General features: G+C 68.8%; 16 protein-coding genes and 1 pseudogene. 8 read left to right on the top strand and 9 right to left on the bottom strand.

Translation table 11 applies throughout. The features are described from left to right. Both LR393_RS33720 and LR393_RS33715 read left to right on the top strand, forming a co-directional pair. Positions 1-253: pseudogene (locus tag LR393_RS33720) on the top strand (NADP oxidoreductase); the annotation flags it as partial. Between the two features lie 13 nt (positions 254-266). Beyond that, the gene (locus LR393_RS33715) at positions 267-965 is read left to right on the top strand and encodes a (2Fe-2S)-binding protein (RefSeq protein WP_231489282.1); all 699 of its coding nucleotides are present in this window, start codon (positions 267-269) and stop codon (positions 963-965) included. Here the strand turns inward: LR393_RS33715 and LR393_RS33710 are convergent. Next, on the bottom strand, positions 955-1,797 hold the full coding sequence (locus tag LR393_RS33710) for a CbtA family protein (RefSeq protein ID WP_231489281.1): 843 nt from the start codon (positions 1,795-1,797) through the stop codon (positions 955-957). The genes LR393_RS33715 and LR393_RS33710 overlap by 11 nt on opposite strands. A 20-nt stretch (positions 1,798-1,817) precedes the next feature. After that, entirely contained in the window at positions 1,818-2,045 is a 228-nt protein-coding gene (locus tag LR393_RS36820; protein WP_231489280.1) for a CbtB domain-containing protein, read from the bottom strand. 189 nt (positions 2,046-2,234) lie between these two features. Between LR393_RS36820 and LR393_RS33700 the strand changes: the two genes are divergently transcribed. After that, positions 2,235-2,867 (top strand): phosphatase PAP2 family protein, encoded by a 633-nt coding sequence (locus tag LR393_RS33700; protein WP_231489279.1) that lies wholly within the window; start codon positions 2,235-2,237, stop codon positions 2,865-2,867. 12 nt (positions 2,868-2,879) lie between these two features. Here the strand turns inward: LR393_RS33700 and LR393_RS33695 are convergent, their stop codons facing one another. Then, positions 2,880-3,548, bottom strand: a complete 669-nt coding sequence (locus tag LR393_RS33695) for a hypothetical protein (RefSeq protein ID WP_231489278.1) — start codon at positions 3,546-3,548, stop codon at positions 2,880-2,882. Positions 3,549-3,564: 16 nt separating this feature from the next. After that, complete coding sequence (locus LR393_RS33690) at positions 3,565-3,879, bottom strand: hypothetical protein (protein ID WP_231489277.1); 315 nt, start codon at positions 3,877-3,879, stop codon at positions 3,565-3,567. 69 nt (positions 3,880-3,948) lie between these two features. Here LR393_RS33690 and LR393_RS33680 point away from each other — a divergent pair, with 69 nt between their 5' ends. From LR393_RS33680 to LR393_RS33670, 3 genes are all read left to right on the top strand, one after another. After that, positions 3,949-4,788, top strand: a complete 840-nt coding sequence (locus LR393_RS33680) for a LysR family transcriptional regulator (RefSeq protein ID WP_269328323.1) — start codon at positions 3,949-3,951, stop codon at positions 4,786-4,788. A gap of 22 nt (positions 4,789-4,810) precedes the next feature. Beyond that, positions 4,811-5,860 (top strand): aldo/keto reductase, encoded by a 1,050-nt coding sequence (locus LR393_RS33675; RefSeq protein WP_269328321.1) that lies wholly within the window; start codon positions 4,811-4,813, stop codon positions 5,858-5,860. Between the two features lie 940 nt (positions 5,861-6,800). Continuing rightward, entirely contained in the window at positions 6,801-9,689 is a 2,889-nt protein-coding gene (locus tag LR393_RS33670; RefSeq protein ID WP_231489275.1) for an aminotransferase, read from the top strand. Positions 9,690-9,710: 21 nt separating this feature from the next. On the opposite strand, the gene LR393_RS33665 is transcribed toward LR393_RS33670, so the two are convergent. Beyond that, positions 9,711-10,775, bottom strand: a complete 1,065-nt coding sequence (locus LR393_RS33665; RefSeq protein WP_231489274.1) for an aldo/keto reductase — start codon at positions 10,773-10,775, stop codon at positions 9,711-9,713. A gap of 117 nt (positions 10,776-10,892) precedes the next feature. Here LR393_RS33665 and LR393_RS33660 point away from each other — a divergent pair, with 117 nt between their 5' ends. Next, positions 10,893-11,726, top strand: coding sequence for a helix-turn-helix transcriptional regulator (locus LR393_RS33660; protein WP_231489273.1), 834 nt, complete (start codon positions 10,893-10,895; stop codon positions 11,724-11,726). Beyond that, entirely contained in the window at positions 11,723-13,009 is a 1,287-nt protein-coding gene (locus LR393_RS33655; RefSeq protein WP_231489272.1) for an NtaA/DmoA family FMN-dependent monooxygenase, read from the top strand. Before LR393_RS33660 ends, LR393_RS33655 begins: the two co-directional genes overlap by 4 nt. Before the next feature lie 3 nt (positions 13,010-13,012). Here the strand turns inward: LR393_RS33655 and LR393_RS33650 are convergent, their stop codons facing one another. Genes LR393_RS33650 through LR393_RS33635 form a run of 4 tightly spaced genes read right to left on the bottom strand, consistent with a single transcriptional unit; the run spans position 13,013 to position 17,185 of the window. After that, entirely contained in the window at positions 13,013-13,885 is an 873-nt protein-coding gene (locus LR393_RS33650; protein ID WP_231489271.1) for an ABC transporter permease, read from the bottom strand. Next, positions 13,882-14,820: an ABC transporter permease gene (locus LR393_RS33645; RefSeq protein ID WP_231489270.1), complete on the bottom strand. Its 939-nt coding sequence runs from the start codon at positions 14,818-14,820 to the stop codon at positions 13,882-13,884. Before LR393_RS33645 ends, LR393_RS33650 begins: the two co-directional genes overlap by 4 nt. After that, entirely contained in the window at positions 14,817-15,962 is a 1,146-nt protein-coding gene (locus LR393_RS33640) for an ABC transporter ATP-binding protein (RefSeq protein ID WP_231489269.1), read from the bottom strand. The genes LR393_RS33645 and LR393_RS33640 overlap by 4 nt, the downstream gene beginning before the upstream one ends. Next, a complete protein-coding gene (locus LR393_RS33635; RefSeq protein WP_345718866.1) occupies positions 15,959-17,185 on the bottom strand; it encodes an extracellular solute-binding protein in 1,227 nt (408 codons plus the stop codon). The genes LR393_RS33640 and LR393_RS33635 overlap by 4 nt, the downstream gene beginning before the upstream one ends. Positions 17,186-17,597: the final 412 nt, after the last annotated feature.

Raw genomic sequence — 17,597 nt, 5'->3', positions numbered from 1 at the left:
CCGCTCGGCCCTGGTCATCGCGGGCGACGACGCCGCGGCCAAGCAGACCGTCACCGGGTTCTTCGACTCGATCGGCTACGACACCCTCGACGCCGGGCCGCTCGCGCAGGGCTGGCGCTTCCAGCGCGACCTGCCCGCGTACGTCACCCCGTACGTCCACCCGGAGCAGGGTTTCTCCGGCCCGGCCGTACCGGCCACCGCGAAGACGCTCGAGCAGGCCCTGGCCGAGGCGAAGCGCTACCGCGACCAGTAGAATTCACCCGGGGGTGGACGACACGTACGAGGACATCAGCGCTATCGGCCCGTTCTTCGGGCTGGAGACCCACGCCGCCCCCGGGTCCCCGACCGCTCCGTGGCGTCCGATGGTCGAACTGGTGCTCGGGCCGGAGGTTCTCAGGAAGCGCATCGATGCGGTGCGGGTCTCGCTGGCGGGCATGTCGGGCCGGGACCCCGACCGGATCGAACCGCGCGTTGCCGCGTCCGTTGCTCATCTCGGTCTGGTGGCCCGCCTGCTGGCACCGACCCTGGCCGTCACCGTCGCCCGGGGTGCCGAACCGGGCTGGAGTCTCGAAACAATCTGGTGGCAGGACGAACTCGGTGGCCCCTACCCGGTGTCGGTGCCCGCGTCCACACCGGCGGCCCGGGGCACCGAACCGGTGAGGGCCCTGACCGAGGCGGTGCTCGCCGTGGTTCCGGTGTCGCCGCAGGTGCTCTGGGGCAACGTGGCATCGGCGGTGAACAGCGCCACGTCGATGATCGCGGCGCACGACCCCTCGCTGAGCGGCCGCGCGGGGGCAGAGGGCGACCGGCTGATGGCGGCGATTCCCCACCACCGTCCTGTTACCAGAACGGGCAAGGGGTTTCGCCGCCTCAGCTGTTGCCTGATCTACCGCATCGCCCTCACCGACGAGCGGAGCCGTCCGGATCCCGGATCGCTGTGTGGAGACTGCGCGCTCAGGCGGTGATCGGGTCCGCCGGGATCTTCGCGGTACGGGGCGACAGGAGCCGGTCGGCCATCGGGGCGAAGACCACACCGATCGCCGCCCACATGATCAGCTGCGCGGCCACCGAGTTCAGCCGGAAGTCGAAGAGCAGATCGGCCGGGAATCCCGGGAAGACGATGTTGCCGTCGCTGTCGGTCAGCGGCAGAGGTGTCTCCGAGGCGTGGCTCCCGTAGCTGGCCTCGTTCACGGCCAGATGCCCGAACTGCGGCAGCAACGCCATCACGACGCCGACCGCGACCAGATAGGCGGTGCCGGCCAGGATCGTCGCGGTCCAGTTGCCGAAGCGAGCCTGCAGGCGCTGTCCGAGCACCACGGCCAGCACCAGGAGCACGACCGACGCCAGCACCATCAGCAGGTAGAGGTCGGTGCGGTCGCGGATGGAGTCCTCGTGCCCGACCGCCGGTGGGTTGGCCGGATACTTGACGAACGGCACCAGGTACAGCCCGACGAAACCCGCGCCCGCGACCAGCAGGGACAGGTTGCGTGGCTGGATCCTGCCCACCCGCCCCAGGCACAGCGAGTAGACGATGGCGAAGAGCGCGCCCATCGCCATCCCGAAAAGGATCAGGGCCACACCGATACCGGCGTTGCCCTGAAGGGTCCGGCTGAACACCTCGTGCCCCTCGTGCGCATGGGCGGCCGTGCTCAGGGCCTCCTGGGCGGCGTCACGGGCACCCTCGTAGTCGATCGCGGCCTGGATCTGCGGCTCGGCGAAGATTCGCGCGAAGACGAAGGAGAGCAGGCCACCGACTGCGCCGGCCAGAAGGCCGCGCAGGATGAGTTTCTTTTCCATTGTTTATCTGCTCAGTTCGCTCAGTGGCAGGGGAATCCGAGGAAATGCCTGCCGTCGTGGACGAACTCGTGGATGTGCGTGTCCGCACCGAAAATGGAGTAGGCGCCCTGGTCCACGCCGATGAAGTAGTAGACGAGCATGGCCAGCAGCGCGGTGCCGAAGAGCAGGAGACCCGCCCTCGACAGGGGGACGACGACGGGCGTCGCCGCGGCTGCCGGAATCGAACCCGACGGGGTGGTGCTGCTCACGAAAAGCCTCCTTCAGGGATTCTGCGTCCCTCTACGTGGAGCTTCATGACGACGGAGTATCCGACTCACCGGGCACCTCGAAGGGCCTGGATCACGGTGGCGCGACCGTGCTGGAATTGCACCAGCTTCCTCACGTCGTCAACTGCCACTTCACGGTAGGCGTGCCCCGGTGCACCGTCAATCGTTTCGGTGAGTAACGTTTTGTCCGTGGTTGCCGAGGCCGAACCCGATGTCCGATCCCCCGCCGACCGGGCGGCCCGGCAGATCACCGACCTTCTGGCCCCCGCGCCGCTGGTGACCCTCACCGTGCTCGTGGTCGCCTGCTCGGAATCGGGCCCGGCCGCCGGGCTGGGCTGGAGCCTGCTCACCCTGTTCTTCGCGCCGGGCCTGCCCTACGCCCTGATCCTCGTCGGCATCCGCCGGGGCTGGTGGACCGACCGCCACGTACGCATCCGCGAACAGCGACTGATCCCCCTGACCGCCGCCCTCGCGTCCATCATCGTGGGCCTCACCGTGCTGGCCCTGGCCGGCGCCCCGAGACCCCTGAGCGCCCTCGTGATCGCCATGACCGCAGGCCTGGTCACCACCCTGGCCGTCACCACGGTCTGGAAGATCTCGGTGCACGCGGCCGTCGCCGCGGGCAGCACCGTCTGTCTGGGAATCGAACTGGGGACGCCCACCACGGCGATCGCTGTCGTCGGCGCCGCCGCGGTGGCCTGGTCGCGCGTCCGGCTCCGGGCCCACACCCCGGCCCAGGTCGCAGCCGGGCTCCTGCTCGGGGCGGCGGTGGCCGCAGGGTTGTTCGGAGGGCTCACCGGCTGAGCCCGGCTCGTTTCACACGGGATATCCGATGCCGGAAGCGTAGGTCCGGACATCGTCCAGATCCGCCTCCGGGTTGAGCGCCAGCACGAGCGCATCCGTCAGGGGACGCCCGGAAACGATCGGCTGGACATCGCCCGCGCCGAGGTCGACCTCGTAGTTCTCCCGGGCCAGCTCGACGTACCGCACGGCCATGTCGTCCAGTAGTACGTCGAGCATCGACGCGCCGTCCGGCGATTTCTGGTACGCGCCAGAAGCTTCGGGAAATGTGAGGTCCGGGCCGGCCGACCACCGATCATCGCCGTCCTGTCGCCAGAGCAGAGCTGTCGCCACGTACCCGCCGTCCTCGGTGGAGAAGGCCGGCTCGTCGAGCTGCCCGCGGAAGACCTCCGGGAGACCATCGGCCAGTCCGGGCCACAGCTCCAGATCCTCGTCACGCCAGGGAGTCATCGGCGACTCGTGATCGAAGATCCGGATGAAACAACCAGCGCCGGTGAACACGATCGTCCATTCGTCGCCGCCGTTGTTGTCCATGGTCATCGCCTGGTCGTCACCCCAGGCCGGGACGTAGTGGTGGTAGCCGTTCTCGCCGGCCAGGATCCGGTCGAGAAGCGCCAGCGCCCGGCACCTGGCTCGCAAAACCTCGGTCTCCGGCAATCCGGCAGCAAGTTCGTAGACGTCCACCGGGCAATCCTAGAATTCAGGCCACTTCATGATTCACCCAGGCCACCCGGTACGGACGACGCGCCTGCCAGGTGTGAATGATCGCCTCGGCGCTGGGGGTGGCGAAGAGGGCCGTGAGGTCTTCGCGGGTGTCGACGCCGAACTGCAGGACGGCGGTGGCGATGAAGGCCGGGATTGCCTCCTCACCGGGGATCGGGATGTGGTGCTGGGCCGAGAAAGTGCGCATCAGGCCGGTGTTCTTCACCGCCGCCTCGATGTCGGCCAGGAACTGATCGAGTTCGGCATCGGGGATCGGATCGGTGAACGCGACCAGCATCGTGTGATTGATCATGCATCGATCTCACCGTCTACCGAGCCGTGCGTCCAATATTGACTGGGCCTCGACCGATAACCTTTAGGCATGGATCTGCTGGAGACGCGCGAGTTGCGGTACTTCGTCGCCGTGGCCGAGGAGCTGCACTTCGGCCGGGCCGCGGAACGGCTCTGCATTGCCCAGCCGGCGCTGTCGAAGACCTTGCAGCGCATCGAGTCACGCCTCGGGGTGCGTCTGCTCGACCGGACCAGCCGTAGCGTTGCACTCACACCGGCCGGAACGGTGCTGCTCGAGCATGGCCGGCACGCCCTGAACGCGATGACCGTCGCGGTCCGGAACACCCGGCGCGCCGGTGATCACGACCATCTCCGCCTCGTCCTGAAGCCGGGTGGAGACGCGGGCCTCCTGTCCGGGATCCTCGCGGCCTTCGCCGGGCATCCCCACACTCGGCAGGTCGACATTCTCTTCTCCGGCAGCACCGACCGGGCCGGTTTCCTCCACGAGGGACGCGCCGACGTGGGCCTCCTCTACGCGCCCTTCGACGACCTCACCGGGCTGGCCGTGCAGACCCTGCTCATCGAGGACCGGGTCGCGATCCTGCCCGATCATCACGCCCTGGCCGGGCGCGAGCAGATCCGTACGGCGGAGCTGGCCGGGGAGACGTTCCCGCGCTGGCGGGGCCTCTCCTCCACGGAGACGGACGGCCCTGAACTGGGGGATGTCGCCGAGCTGATCCCGATGGTCCGGATCGGGCGAGTGGTCGCCGTCCTGCCCCGGTCCCTCGTCACCCCGGTACCGACCGGCATCGTCTGTGTCCGGGTCGAGGACGCCGAACCCAGCCGCATCGTCATCGCCCGGCTGGAGCACGACCACCGCGAAGCGGTCACCGCCCTCGTCACGGCCGCAGCTCAGAACGCGAGGGGATGACGACCAGGTAGCGTCGTCATCCATGGAGTACCGACGACTTGGACGGTCGGGACTACGCGTCTCGACATTGACGATGGGCACGATGACCTTCGGCGGGAAGGGAGGCTTCTCCGCGGTCGGCAACACCGACGTCGAAACCGCCCGGCGCCAGATCGATCTGGCCCTGGACGCGGGTGTGAACCTGATCGACACCGCCGACGTGTACAGCGACGGGGTCAGCGAGGAGATCACCGGGGAGGTGCTGCAGGGGCGTCGTGACGACGTGCTGCTGGCCACCAAGGCCCGGATGGTCGTGGGGCCCGGCCCCAACGACGGCGGGGCCTCGCGCCACCACCTCGTCCGCTCGGTCGAGCGCAGCCTGAAGCGCCTGCGCACCGACTACATCGACCTGTTCCAGATCCACGAGTGGGACGGCCAGACCCCGCTCGAGGAGACCCTCGAAGCACTCGACAGCCTGATCCGCGCGGGCAAGATCCGCTACGTCGGCGCCTCGAACCACAGCGGCTGGCAGCTGATGAAGGCCCTGGCCACCGCGGACTCCCGCGGCTACCAGCGCTACGTCTCCCAGCAGATCCACTACACGCTGCAGGCCCGCGACGCCGAGGACGAGCTCATCCCCCTCACCCTCGACCAGGACCTCGGCATCCTGGTCTGGAGCCCGCTCGCCGGAGGTCTGCTGTCGGGCAAGTACCGCCGCGACGTCACGGCCCCCGAAGGCTCACGCCACCTCGGCGACTGGAACGAGCCGCCGGTCCACGACGAGGGCAAGCTCTACGACATCGTCGACGCCCTGGTCGAAACCGGCGAGGCGCACAACGTCTCGGCCGCCCAGGTGGCCCTGGCCTGGCTGCTCGGCCGCCCCGGCGTTACCTCCCTGGTCATCGGCGCCCGCACCGAGGCCCAACTGACCGACAACCTCGCCGCCGCCGACCTCGTCCTCACCGACGAAGAACGCACCCGCCTCGACACCGTGAGCCAGACCCCGCTGCGCTACCCGTACTGGCACCAGGCCGCGACCGCGAGCGACCGGCTGTCGGAAGCCGACCTGAGCCTGCTCAAGCCCTTCCTGTAAACCCTGGCGTTCCTGCCCCGGTCGTGCGGCCGGGGCGGGAACTCCGTGCCCAGAGGCGTTCTCGTGCCGAACGATCGCGACATTCATGAGCTGACTCCCGACCGGTGGGGCGGACTCAGCCCCGACTTGCTCGGAGCCTTGGTCGAAGTGCGCATCGTCTGCGCTCACGCCTACGGTCTGGGTGTCCGGCTGACGTCACACGGCGAGCCCTACGGGCATGTGAACATCCCCGAGATGGCAGACGGGCGCTACCCCGAAAGAATGGGGTCGGAGCTGGTCGGCGCAATCCGGCAGGCCCGGGTGGTCGCCGTGGAAGTGGGCCGGCAGCCGACCCTGACGCTCCGCCCTTCGAGAGTGACGACGGACGTCACCGAACCTTCGAACCCCTCACGGTAGTCATCGCGATGCCGAACTCATCCGGCTCATGACCAGGACCGCCGGTCTCAGGCCGGTTCCCGTCGGAACCTCGCGAGAACCTCGTCGTAGCTGATCAGTTCGCCATAGTCCGTGTCCAGGAGCCCCTGCAGCCCGGCCGGTCGAGGCGGTCGTCGGTGTACGAGCCGGCACGACGTAGCCGGGCCATCAGTTCGATGTGATCGGCTCTGGGGATGAGCAGCATGACGATCGGCCTCATAGCGACTACTCCGTGTTCCTCGTCCAGAAAATGATCGCGAATTCATCAGTTGCCTCCCATCCAGCGCGATCCATGGCGCCGCGATGCGTTCGATGTGTACACCTGGTACATGCGGTACCACTTGTACCAGGTGTACACATTGCACCCTTGTCGTTTCCCAGGCCGGGCTCCACCGGATCTCAGCGCGCCCGGTGCATGTGGACCAGTGACACGAAGCTCCCGCTCGGTCTGCGACACCTGGGTAGCCACCCGTCGCCACCGGCCCCGTACCCTCTCGGAGACCCGTATCTCCAGGAGGCATCCGGCATGAGCACCGTTTTCGACTTCTTCGCGCAGCCGGAACTGCCCGTGCCCACGCTGCCGGTCGCCGAGGCCAGGGAGCTGCTGGCCGCCACCTTCGGGATGACCGCGGAGCTGCTGCCGCTGGGAAGTCAGCAGGACCAGAACTTTCTTCTGCGGGAGCCCGGCACCGCCCGCACGCTGGGGGTGCTCAAGCTCAGCAATCCGGCCTTCTCCGACGCCGAGATCGATCTGCAGACCACGGCGGCGCGGCTGGTCGCCGAGGCCAACCCGGATCTGCGGGTGGCCGCGGTGGTCGAGGGGGCGAACGGGCCGATGGATGCGAGTTGGACGACCGATGGTGGACGTCTGCGCGCTCGGGTTCTCGAGTACGTGGAGGGGGCCACGCTCGGCGGGCCGCGGTATCTCTCCCCCGCCGCCGTCGCCCGGCTCGGTGAGCTCGCCGGCCGGGTCAGCCTGGCGCTGAAAGACCTGGACGATGCGGCCGCCGACCGCGTTCTGCAGTGGGACCTGCGGCACGCCCGGCGGGTGATCGATCTTCTGGCCGGGTCCGAGCCGGATCTCCAGGTACGGGACGACGTGCTCGCCGCCGCGTCGACGGCCGGACGGTTGCTGGCCGCGGTCGAGAACGAACTTCCGCTGCAGATCGGGCACTTCGACCTCACCGACGACAATGTCATGGCCCCGCACGCTCCCGTGGCGCTGCCCGACGCCATCATCGACTTCGGTGACGTGATGCGGTCGTGGCGGGTCGCCGAGCTGGCCGTCACCATCTCCTGCGTGCTGCATCATGACGGAGCCACGCCGCTGTCGGTGCTCCCGGCGGTCCGGGCCTTCCACACCCTGCGCCCCCTGACCCCGGCCGAGGCCGATGCTCTCTGGCCCCTGGTCGTGCTGCGCGGCGCCGTGCTCGTGCTGAGTGGCCGTCAGCAGGTCCGGCTGGACGCCGACAATGCCTACGTGCTGGAGGGTATGGAGTCCGAGCAGCGCATCCTGGATCTGGCCACATCCGTACCGGCCGAGGTGATGGCGGGTGTGATCCGGCACGAGCTGGGACTGCCCGCCCCGGAACGGCCGGTCTGGCAAGGGGACGCGGTCGTGGACCTTTCGGGGCGGGTGGAGGTGCTGGACACCTCGACCGTCTCGCCGCTGTTCGACGAGGGCGCCTGGCCGGACCCGACCGTCCTCGATCGAGAAGCAACCAGGCTTTTGGACGAGGGAGCCGACGCGGTCGTCGTGCCCTTCGGGGCCACCGTCCTGGCCGGATCTCCGACATACAGCTCGGCCCCGCCCGCCACCGTGACGACGGGCGTCACCCTGTGGCTTCAAGAGCCCAAAACAATTCGAGAGCAACCGCTCTCCGGCGGCCCCACCCTCCTCCGTGATCATGCACACTTTCCCCGGGCGTCCGGGGAAAGTGTGCCTGACCACGAACAAAATCGTCATCCCGAGCCGCTGGAAGACGGGGTGATTCCCGCTCGCACCCGCATCCGGGTCCAGGTGGTTCCCCCCGGCCAGGCACCGGCTCCGTTCCTGGTCGAGGCCGGGTACCGCAGGGGCTGGGAAGCCACCACGATCGATCCCGCAAGGGCTCTCGGGCTGGTGACAACGACGTCCTCAATCGGCTCGGATCTGTTGCAGCGCAGGGAACGTCATGTCGCCGGGGTGCAGGAGCACTACTACGCCGAGCCGCCACAGGTCGAGCGGGGCTGGCGGGAGCACCTGATCGACACCGACGGCCGGGTCTACCTGGACATGGTCAACAACGTCACCTCGGTCGGGCACGCCCATCCCCGGCTGGTGGAGGCGGCCCATCGCCAGATGCGGCTGCTGAACACCAATTCCCGCTTCAACTACGAGGCCGTCGCGACGTTCGCCGAGCGCATCACCGCCACGCTGCCCGACGAGCTCGACACCGTGTTCTTCGTGAACTCGGGTTCCGAGGCCGCCGATCTTGCGATCCGCCTGGCGATGGCCGCCACCGGGCGCACCGACATCGTCGCCATGCGCGAGGCTTACCACGGATGGACCTACGCCGGCGACGCCGTGTCCACGTCGGTCGCCGACAACCCGAACGCCCTGGCCACGCGCCCGTCCTGGGTCCACACCGTGGAGGCGGCGAACAGCTACCGCGGCCTGTACCGCGGTGACGATGCCTGGCGCTACGCCGACGAGGCGGTCGCGAAGATCCGGGAAGTCGGCCACCGCGCAGCCGGTTTCATGGCCGAGAGCTATTTCGGCAACGCCGGCGGCATCGCCCTGCCCGACGGCTACCTGAAAGCCGTGTACCAGGCCGTGCGGGAGGCCGGTGGGCTGGCCATCGCCGACGAGGTCCAGGTCGGGTACGGACGCCTGGGGCACTGGTTCTGGGGTTTCGAGCAGCAGGACGTCGTGCCGGACATCGTGGCCGTGGCCAAGTCGGCCGGCAGCGGGCATCCGGTCGGCGCGGTCGTCACCACCCGGGCCATCGCCGACTGCTACCGCACGGGCGGCTACTTCTTCTCGTCCACCGGCGGCTCCCCGGTCTCCAGCGTCATCGGCACGACGGTGCTCGACATCATCCAGAGTGAGCAGCTGCAACGTAACGCCCTGGACGTCGGCGGCGAAATGGACCGTCAGCTGCGGGAACTCGGCGACACGTACCCGATTGTCGGCGCCGTGCACGGCCACGGCCTGTACCTCGGGCTGGAGTTCGTCCGGGACCGCGAGACCCTGGAACCCGCCACCGAGGAGACGGCCGCCATCTGCGACCGGCTCCTCGGGCTGGGCGTGTTCATGCAGCCCACGGGCGATCACCAGAACGTGCTGAAAATCAAGCCCCCACTATGCCTGAGCGAGCAGTCCGCGACCTACTTCGTCGATGCTCTGGAGAGGGTCCTGCGTACCGGCTGGTGAAACCCGCAGGGGTTTGCCTGATCACGGCCGGGTGCGGGGCTCCACCTTCATGTCCCCCAGCATCTGGGCCCGGATGTGGTCGCTCGCCAGCATGGCGTGCGGGAAGCCGAGGTCGATCGCGCTGACCTCCGCGAGCCGGGCCAGCTGACCGGCGGTGAACTCGACGTCGAGGGCTCCCAGGTTGTCCTCCAGCTGATCGGGGGTGCGGGCACCGAGGATCGGGGCCGTCACCCCCGGGTTCTGCAAGGTCCAGGCCAGAGCGACCTGGGCGGGAGTGCGGCCCAGGTCCGCGGCGATCTCCTTCACCACGTCAACGATGCCGAAGGTGCGCTCGCCGATACCGCCCAGGGCGAGGTTGAAGCTCTTGCGCGTGCCGTCGTCGGCGCTCGGGGTGTTCAGGTCCTCGCGGCGGTATTTGCCGGTGAGCACTCCTCCGGCCAGCGGCGACCACAGGGTCACTCCCAGACCCATCTCCTGGGCCATCGGGATCAGGTCGCGCTCGCCGTCACGCTGCAGCAGGTTGTACTCGATCTGCAGCGCGGCCAGGGGTGACCAGCCCCGCAGATCGGCGATCGCCTGCATCCGCGACACCTGCCAGGCCGGGGTGTTGGAGATCGCGACGTACAAGACCTTGCCCTGCCGCACGACGTCGTCCAGGCTGCGCAGGATCTCCTCGACCGGGGTCCGGAAGTCCCACACGTGCAGGTAGAGCAGGTCGATGTAGTCCGTGTTCAGCTGCCGCAGGCTGGTCTCCACCGCACCGACCAGGCTCTTGCGGTGGCTCCCGCCGGAGTTCGGGTCACCGGGCCGGCGCAGGGTGGTGTATTTCGTCGACAGCACCAGGCTCTCGCGGCGGGGCCCGGCGAACTCGCCCAGCATGCGCTCGGACTGGCCGTTGGTGTAGGTCACCGCCGTGTCGATGAAGTTGCCGCCGCGATCCACGTAGAGATCGAACAGTTTGCGGGCATCGTCCCGGTCCGCGCCCCAGCCCCAGTCGGTGCCGAAGGTGGCTGCTCCCAGGGCCAACGGGGAGACCCGCAGGCCGGAGCGGCCCAGCAGGCGGTAGGTGTCGAGGGTGAGGGTCATGGTCTTCTCTCCTGTGCCGGGTGATCCGTGGTGAACCGAGTCTGGGACGGCCGGGAGCCGGGGGTCAGAGAAGGAAGTTCCTGGGAATATCAGTCCTACCCTGCTGTTGGACCGGGAATGACGACCCGCACAGTGGACCGGACGCAGGAACTGGCCACGTTCCTGCGCACCCGGCGCGAGCGCCTGGACCCCCGCGACTTCGGCCTGCCCCGGCGTCGGCAGTCGCGGCGCACCCCGGGTCTGCGCCGCGAGGAGGTCGCCGAACTGGCGGGCGTCAGCACCGACTACATCGTGCGCCTGGAACAGGCCCGGGGGCTGCGCCCCTCCGTGACCGTGCTGGAGGCCCTGGCCCGGGCGATGCGCCTGGCCCCCGACGAGCGTGACTACCTCTTCGACCTGGCCCAGCAGCGCCCCCGCACGGCGGACCGTCCCGCCACCACCGCGACCGCGTCCCTGAGCGGGCTCGTCGACGACCTGTCGCCGCTCCCGGTCCTGCTGCTCAACCACCGCTACGACATTCTCTCCTGGAATGCGGAAATGGTGCGTTTGTTGGTGGATTTCGATACGCTGCCGCCGTCAGAACGTAATCTTGTGCGGCTGTGTCTGCTCCACCCGCAGATCAGCCGGTCCTACCCCGACCGCGAGAAGGTGCTACGCGACGGGATCGCCAACCTGCGCACCGCCTGGGCCGCCCATCCCGACGACCCGGAGCTGAATCACCTGATCGTCGAATTCATCGCCGACGTCGAGGACTTCGCGCGGCTGTGGGCCGATCCGGAGGTCCGCCACCAGGGCCGTGGACGCAAGGTCATGCACCACCCGGAGGTCGGCGTCATCTCCCTGGACTTCGAGATGCTGGTACCGATGCAGAATCCCGATCAGCGGCTGCTCATCTTCCGGGCAGCGGACGACGAGGGCCGCGCGGCCCTGGAGAGGCTACGGTCCCGATGAGCCCGAAACCCCTGCACTTCAACGCCTTCATCTGGCCGCACGGTTATCACGAGTCGGCCTGGCGGGTGGTGCCCGACGACGTCCGCCACGTTCTGGGTCTGCCGTACTACGCCGAGATCGCGAGGATCGCCGAGCGGGGCCTGATGGACTCCATCTTCCTGGCCGACAACCTCGCGATCGCCGGGTACCGCGTCACCCATCTGCCCCAGACCCAGTTCGACCCGATCTCCGTGCTGTCGGCGCTGGCCGCCGTCACCAGCCACATCGGCCTGATCGGTACCGGCTCGACCACCTACGCCAAGCCCTGGGACCTGGCGCGGCGTTTCGCGACCCTCGACCACCTGAGCGGGGGCCGGGCCGGCTGGAACATCGTCACCACGGTCACGCCGCTGGCGGCGGCCGCCTTCGGTGAGGCGAGCCATCCCGACCCGGCCGAAAGATACGTATGGGCCCACGAATTTACGGACGTCGTCACGCACCTGTGGGATGCCTGGGAGGACGACGCACTCGTCGGCGACCGCGAGCGGGGCGTGTGGGCCGACCGCTCGAAGGTCAACGACCCGCACTTCCATGGGCAGTTCCACCGCGTCGACGGCATCCTGCCGTTCCCGCGTTCCCCGCAGGGGCGTCCGGTGCTCGTGCAGGCGGGTCAGTCGTCGGCGGGTGTGGGGCTGGCGGCGAAGTACGCGGAGCTGGTCTTTTCCGGGCCGCCGTCCCTGGAGGCGGCGGTGAAGTTCCGCACCACTCTGCACGAGCAGGTGGTGAAGGCAGGCCGTCACCCGGACCAGGTGCTCGTCCTGCCCGCGCTGATGGTGACACTGGGCAGCACCGAGGCCGAGGCCCAGGAGCGCGCCCGCACCCTGGAAGAACTCTCCAGCCCGGAGTTCCGCTGGCAGAACGCCCTCTACACAGCCGGTCTCGACCCGGACGCCTTCGACCCCGACCTACCGCTGCCCGAACCGACCGGAAGCGTCCCCTCCAGCCGCGCCGAGCGACTGTACGCCGCGGCCCGGGCGCGTCCGGAAGCCTCGTTGCGGGAGGTGGCGCAACACATCGAGGGCGGCGCCGGCCAGACCCATTTCGTCGGCACCCCCGAACAACTCGCCGACATGATCATCGAGTGGCAGGACGCCGGCGCTGTCGACGGTTTCACCGTCATGGGCTCGACCCTCCCCTACGAGCTGGCCACCTTCGTCGACCAGGTCGTCCCCGTCCTGCAGAAGCGCGGCCGGTTCCGCACCGAGTACACGGGCAGCACCCTGCGGGAGCACCTGACCGGGTGAGGGCTACTCCAGGGGTTCTTCCTTCACCTGGCTGACCAGCTGGGTCGGGTTGACGAAGCGCAGGGCCGTGACCAGGAGCACGAGCATCACCAGCATGTAGACCACGGCCATCGCGTCGACGGACTGCTGGGCGCGGATGCCGGCGGCGTTCATCGAGTTGAACAGGGCCACGACGAGGGTGGTCGAGGTGGGGCCGGCCGTCAGGAAGGTCAGCTCGAACATGCCGACCGTGCGCACCAGGACGAGGATCGCGGAGGCGAGGATGCCGGGCAGGAGCAGGGGGGCCAGGATCCGGGTGAAGACCGGGAAGGTGCCGGCCCCGGACATCCTCGCGGCGTTCTCGATGGCCGGGTCGATCTGCTCGATGAACGGGGTCATGGTCAGCACCACGAAGGGCACGCACGGCACCAGGTTGGCCAGGATGACGCCGCTGAGGTTGCCGGCCAGGCCGACCTTGTAGAGGACGGTCGCCAGGGGAATGCCGTAGGTGATGGGCGGCATCATGATCGGCAGCAGGAACAGCAGGAAGACCAGGCGTTTTCCGGGGAAGGTGCGGCGGGCCAGCACGTAGGCGGTGGGGACGCCGACGAGGATCGACAGCACCACGACGGCGAGCGCGACCTCGAGGGTGGTGACGATGACCGAGAACAGGTCGAAGCCGGTCCAGGCCTCGCGGTACCACTGGGCGGTCCAGCCCGAGGGTAGCCAGGTGTCGAACCAGCGGCTGCCCAGGGAGTTCACGACCACCGAGGCGACGACCCCGAGCAGGGCCAGCAGGAAGAGGCCGACGGCGCCCCAGACCAGCCAGGCCAGGGGGGACGCGACCAGGCGGCGGGGTGCGGGCCCAGGGATGTCACGGGTGGGGGTGGTGGTCATGCGCCCTTGCCTCCGGTGGTGCCGGTGTAGAGGCGCGACCGGCCGGCCAGCACCACCCCGATCACGGCGAGTTCGATGACGCCCATGACGATCGCGATGGTGGACGCGAACGGGTAGTCGTACTGCTCGTAGGCGGCCTGGTAGGCGGCGATCGAGATGACGCGGGTGGAGTCGGTGGGGTCGCCGACGAGGATCGCGGAGGGGAAGACGCTGAACGCGAGGACGAAGGTGAGGCAGAACGTGGTGGCCAGTCCGGGTGCCAGGAGGGGAAGGGTGATGAGGCGGAAGCGGTTCCAGGCGTTAGCACCCAGTGAGGCGGCGGCGCGTTCGAGGGACGGGTCGATGCCGGACAGGTAGCTCAGGATGAGCAGGAAGGCGAAGGGGAATCCGCTGATGATCAGCGAGAAGAAGACGCCCCAGTAGTTGTTCACCAGGCGCAGCGGATCATCGATCAGGCCGATGCCCAGCAGGGCCCGGTTGAGCCAGCCGGAGGGGCCGGCGAAGTTCAGCAGGCCCTCGGCGGTCAGGACCGTTCCGAGGGTGATCGGGATGACGAGAATCGTGGTCAGGATCCGCTTTCCCCGGAACCGTCCGCGCAGGCGGTAGGCGATCGGGACGGAGGCGGCGACGTTGAGAAGGGCGGCGGGCAGGGCCAGCCAGAGGGTCTTGCCGATCGTGGCCCGCTGGAAGGCGTCGCCGAAGAACCGGCGGTAGTTCTCGAACGGGCCGCCGCCGTCCATCGGCTGGAACGACAGGCCCAGGCCGTAGACGAACGGGTAGACGAACAGCGCGATGACGAGCACCAGGCCGGGCAGGAGCAGCAGCAGGCGGGCGTCGATACCGCGTTCGGCCAGGCGATGACGCAGACCGGCCCGATCAGAGGACGAGGCGGCCGTCGGTTCGGTGGTCGGTTCGGTGGTCGCTGCGGTGGTCATGCCGGCGCGCCCGCATCCGCCGGGAGGTCGGGCGTGATCTCCTCGTCGAGCGGGGCGACCGGCCGGGGCAGGTCGGCGCCGCCGGGGAAGACCAGCAGGCGTTCGGGCGGCAGGCGCAGGGCCACCGGGTCGCCGGGCACCAGACGTTCCGCGGTGCGCACGTGCAGCCTCAGGCCGGGTCCGGTGAGGGCCTCCACGGCGAACTCCCGGCCCTGGTACTCCACGACGGAGACCGTGGCGTCCACCGTGTGCGGCCCGGGGACCGGGACGACCTCGATGTCCTCGGGCCGGATCCCCACGGCCACCGCTCCGGGAGTCTCCACGTGCGCAGCCGCGGTTCCCTCGATGCGCAGACCCAGGACGTCCACCATGGCCGCTTCTCCCCGGTCGGCCGCCGGGGTGAGGAGGGACCCCGCGAACAGGTTGCGGCAGCCCATGAAATCGGCCACGGGCCAGCTGACGGGGTGCGAGTGCAGCTCTTCGGGGGTGCCGATCTGCTGAACCTGGCCGTGGCGCAGTACCACCAGGCGGTCGGCCATCGAGAGGGCCTCCTCCTGGTCGTGCGTCACGTAGATCGTGGTCAGGCCGAGACTCTGGTGCAGGCGCCGGATCTCGGTGCGCATCTCGAGGCGCAGCTTGGCGTCGAGGTTCGACAGCGGCTCGTCCATCAGCACCACGGAGGGTTCCAGGGCGACGGCGCGGGCGATGGCCACCCGCTGCTGCTGCCCGCCGGAGAGCTGGCCGGGCAGTTTGCCGGCCTGGTCCTCCAGGTGCACCAGTTCCAGGGCCTGCGCGGCCCGGCGGGCGATCTCGGGTTTGGGCAGTCGGCGCATGCGCAGCCCGAACTCGATGTTGCGTCGCACGGTCAGGTGGGGGAACAGGGCGTAGTTCTGGAAGACCATGCCGAACCCGCGGCGTTCGGGGGCCAGCACGTCGATCCGCTTCTCGTCCAGCCAGATCCGCCCACTGCTGAGCGGCAGCAGACCGGCCACGCAGTTCAGGGCGGTCGACTTCCCGCAGCCGGAAGGGCCCAGCAGGGCGATGAACTCGCCCTGCTCGATCGTGAGGTCGAGATGCTGGAGCGCGTCGGTACCGGCGAAGCGCCGCCCGACGTTCTCCAGGCGCAGCCGGGAAAAGGTCACTTCTCCACCTTGGAGCCGCCGATCGTGCGGTCCCAGGTGTCGAACGCCGTGACCAGCGCCTCGGCCGCCAGCGGAACCTCTTTCGGGTTGTTCTCGATCAGCGCGTCGTACTCCGGGCGGCCGTAGGTGTCGAGCACCTGGCGGCTCTTCTCCGGGGCCATCGACACGTCGACGCCCTCGACGGCCGGGCCGGGGTAGAAGTAGCCGGTGTCGTAGGCCTTGGCCTGCTGCTGCGGCGTCAGCATGTTCTGCACCAGAGCGAGCACCGCGGCTTCCTGGTCGCGGGTGACACCGCGCGGGACGACGGCGTAGTGCGCGTCCGTCACCCAGTGAAAGCCTTTCAGGGTGGTTATTTTCGCCTCGGCCGGGACGGTGCCCAGGGCGCGCGCGTTGATGTCCCAGCCGGTGGTGCTCGCGATGATGTCGACCGTGCCGCCGGCCAGGTCTTTCATCGTCTGGGTGGTGCCGGAGGGGTAACGGTCGATGTACTTAGCCAATTCGGCCAGGTAGGCCCAGGTCTTGTCCCAGCCCTTGACCGGGTCCTGGGGGTCGGAGTCACCCAGCACGTACGGCAGGCCCATGAGCAGCGTTCGCCCCGGGCCGGAGTTGGCCGGGCGGGCGTACTCCACCTTGCCCGGATTCGCCTTGGCGTACGCCAGAAGCTCTTCCGCGGTGGTCGGCGGCTTGGGGACGCGGTCGGGCATGTACTCCAGGAGCGGCCCGGAGGGGTAGTAGGTGACCACGACACCACTGTCACCGGCGAGTTTCTGCATGTTCGCCGCGGGCTCCTGGTAGGTGCTCATGTTCGAGAGCAGTTTCTCGTTGACCGGCAGCAGCTGCTGCCAGAGTCCCTGCTCGATCCCGGCGGACAGGCCGTCGGTGCCGGTGAGCACCAGCCCGATGCTGACCCGCTTGGCACCCTGCTGCGCCTTGATCTTCCCGACCAGGTCGGGGGCCGTGGCGGTCGCGTAGGTCACCTTCGAGATGACTTTCGGGTTCTTCTTCACGAAATCGTCGATCATCGGCTGGGTCAGCTGCAGATTGCCCGCGACATCGAGGATGTTCAGCACCACGGGCTTTTCCGGCGCCGCGGGTACGGCCTCGGCGGCCCCCGCGACCGGCGAGCCGGAGCCCGGCGAGTCCGGCGATCCGCACGCGGAGACCGCGGCTCCCATCGCTGCCGTGGCCGTGACGGCCAGAATCTGGCGGCGGCTCATGCTCATGAGGTTGTTCCCCTTCGTCAGCGCCGAGAAGGGCGATCATGTCCGTTTTGCCGGAAGTGCTAGAGCAGCATGCAACCGTTTGCAGAGGCCTGTCAACGAGGTGAGGGCGTCGAAAACTTTTCGAAAAAGGCGACTTCAGCGACCCGACCGTGACCGTCTTGCCGGCCTGCCCGGCACAGCCGTTCACCCAGGTGACCGAGCCCTGCGCGACGTTGGCCGGCCAGGCGCCACCATCCTGCAGGCGCACGACCGCACCGGTCGCCTGGGCACCGAGCAAACCGGTACCCAGTACGAGCGCGAAAACCGTGACGACGTGCGATGACCGAGGGGAAGAGGTTCACACTTCCCTATCTGCCGCTTAGTGCCGATCGCCGCGGCAACTCCTGATGCCGTCCGACGTCGGAGCCCGGGG

This window comes from Kineosporia mesophila, assembly GCF_021129235.1.
GTDB lineage: Bacteria > Actinomycetota > Actinomycetes > Actinomycetales > Kineosporiaceae > Kineosporia > Kineosporia mesophila.
Note: the sequence above shows the minus strand (reverse complement) of the source record. Positions and strands in the feature narration are given on the sequence as shown.

Excerpts from the sequence above, each read along its gene's own strand:
- LR393_RS33670 (WP_231489275.1), top strand. The coding sequence starts at position 6,801 with ATGAGCACCGTTTTCGACTTCTTCGCGCAGCCGGAACTGCCCGTGCCC.
- LR393_RS33710 (WP_231489281.1), bottom strand. The coding sequence starts at position 1,797 with ATGGAAAAGAAACTCATCCTGCGCGGCCTTCTGGCCGGCGCAGTCGGT.
- LR393_RS33660 (WP_231489273.1), top strand. The coding sequence starts at position 10,893 with ATGACGACCCGCACAGTGGACCGGACGCAGGAACTGGCCACGTTCCTG.
- LR393_RS33655 (WP_231489272.1), top strand. The coding sequence starts at position 11,723 with ATGAGCCCGAAACCCCTGCACTTCAACGCCTTCATCTGGCCGCACGGT.
- LR393_RS33645 (WP_231489270.1), bottom strand. The coding sequence starts at position 14,820 with ATGACCACCGCAGCGACCACCGAACCGACCACCGAACCGACGGCCGCC.
- LR393_RS33665 (WP_231489274.1), bottom strand. The coding sequence starts at position 10,775 with ATGACCCTCACCCTCGACACCTACCGCCTGCTGGGCCGCTCCGGCCTG.
- LR393_RS33650 (WP_231489271.1), bottom strand. The coding sequence starts at position 13,885 with ATGACCACCACCCCCACCCGTGACATCCCTGGGCCCGCACCCCGCCGC.
- LR393_RS33680 (WP_269328323.1), top strand. The coding sequence starts at position 3,949 with ATGGATCTGCTGGAGACGCGCGAGTTGCGGTACTTCGTCGCCGTGGCC.
- LR393_RS33675 (WP_269328321.1), top strand. The coding sequence starts at position 4,811 with ATGGAGTACCGACGACTTGGACGGTCGGGACTACGCGTCTCGACATTG.
- LR393_RS33635 (WP_345718866.1), bottom strand. The coding sequence starts at position 17,185 with ATGAGCATGAGCCGCCGCCAGATTCTGGCCGTCACGGCCACGGCAGCG.
- LR393_RS33690 (WP_231489277.1), bottom strand. The coding sequence starts at position 3,879 with ATGATCAATCACACGATGCTGGTCGCGTTCACCGATCCGATCCCCGAT.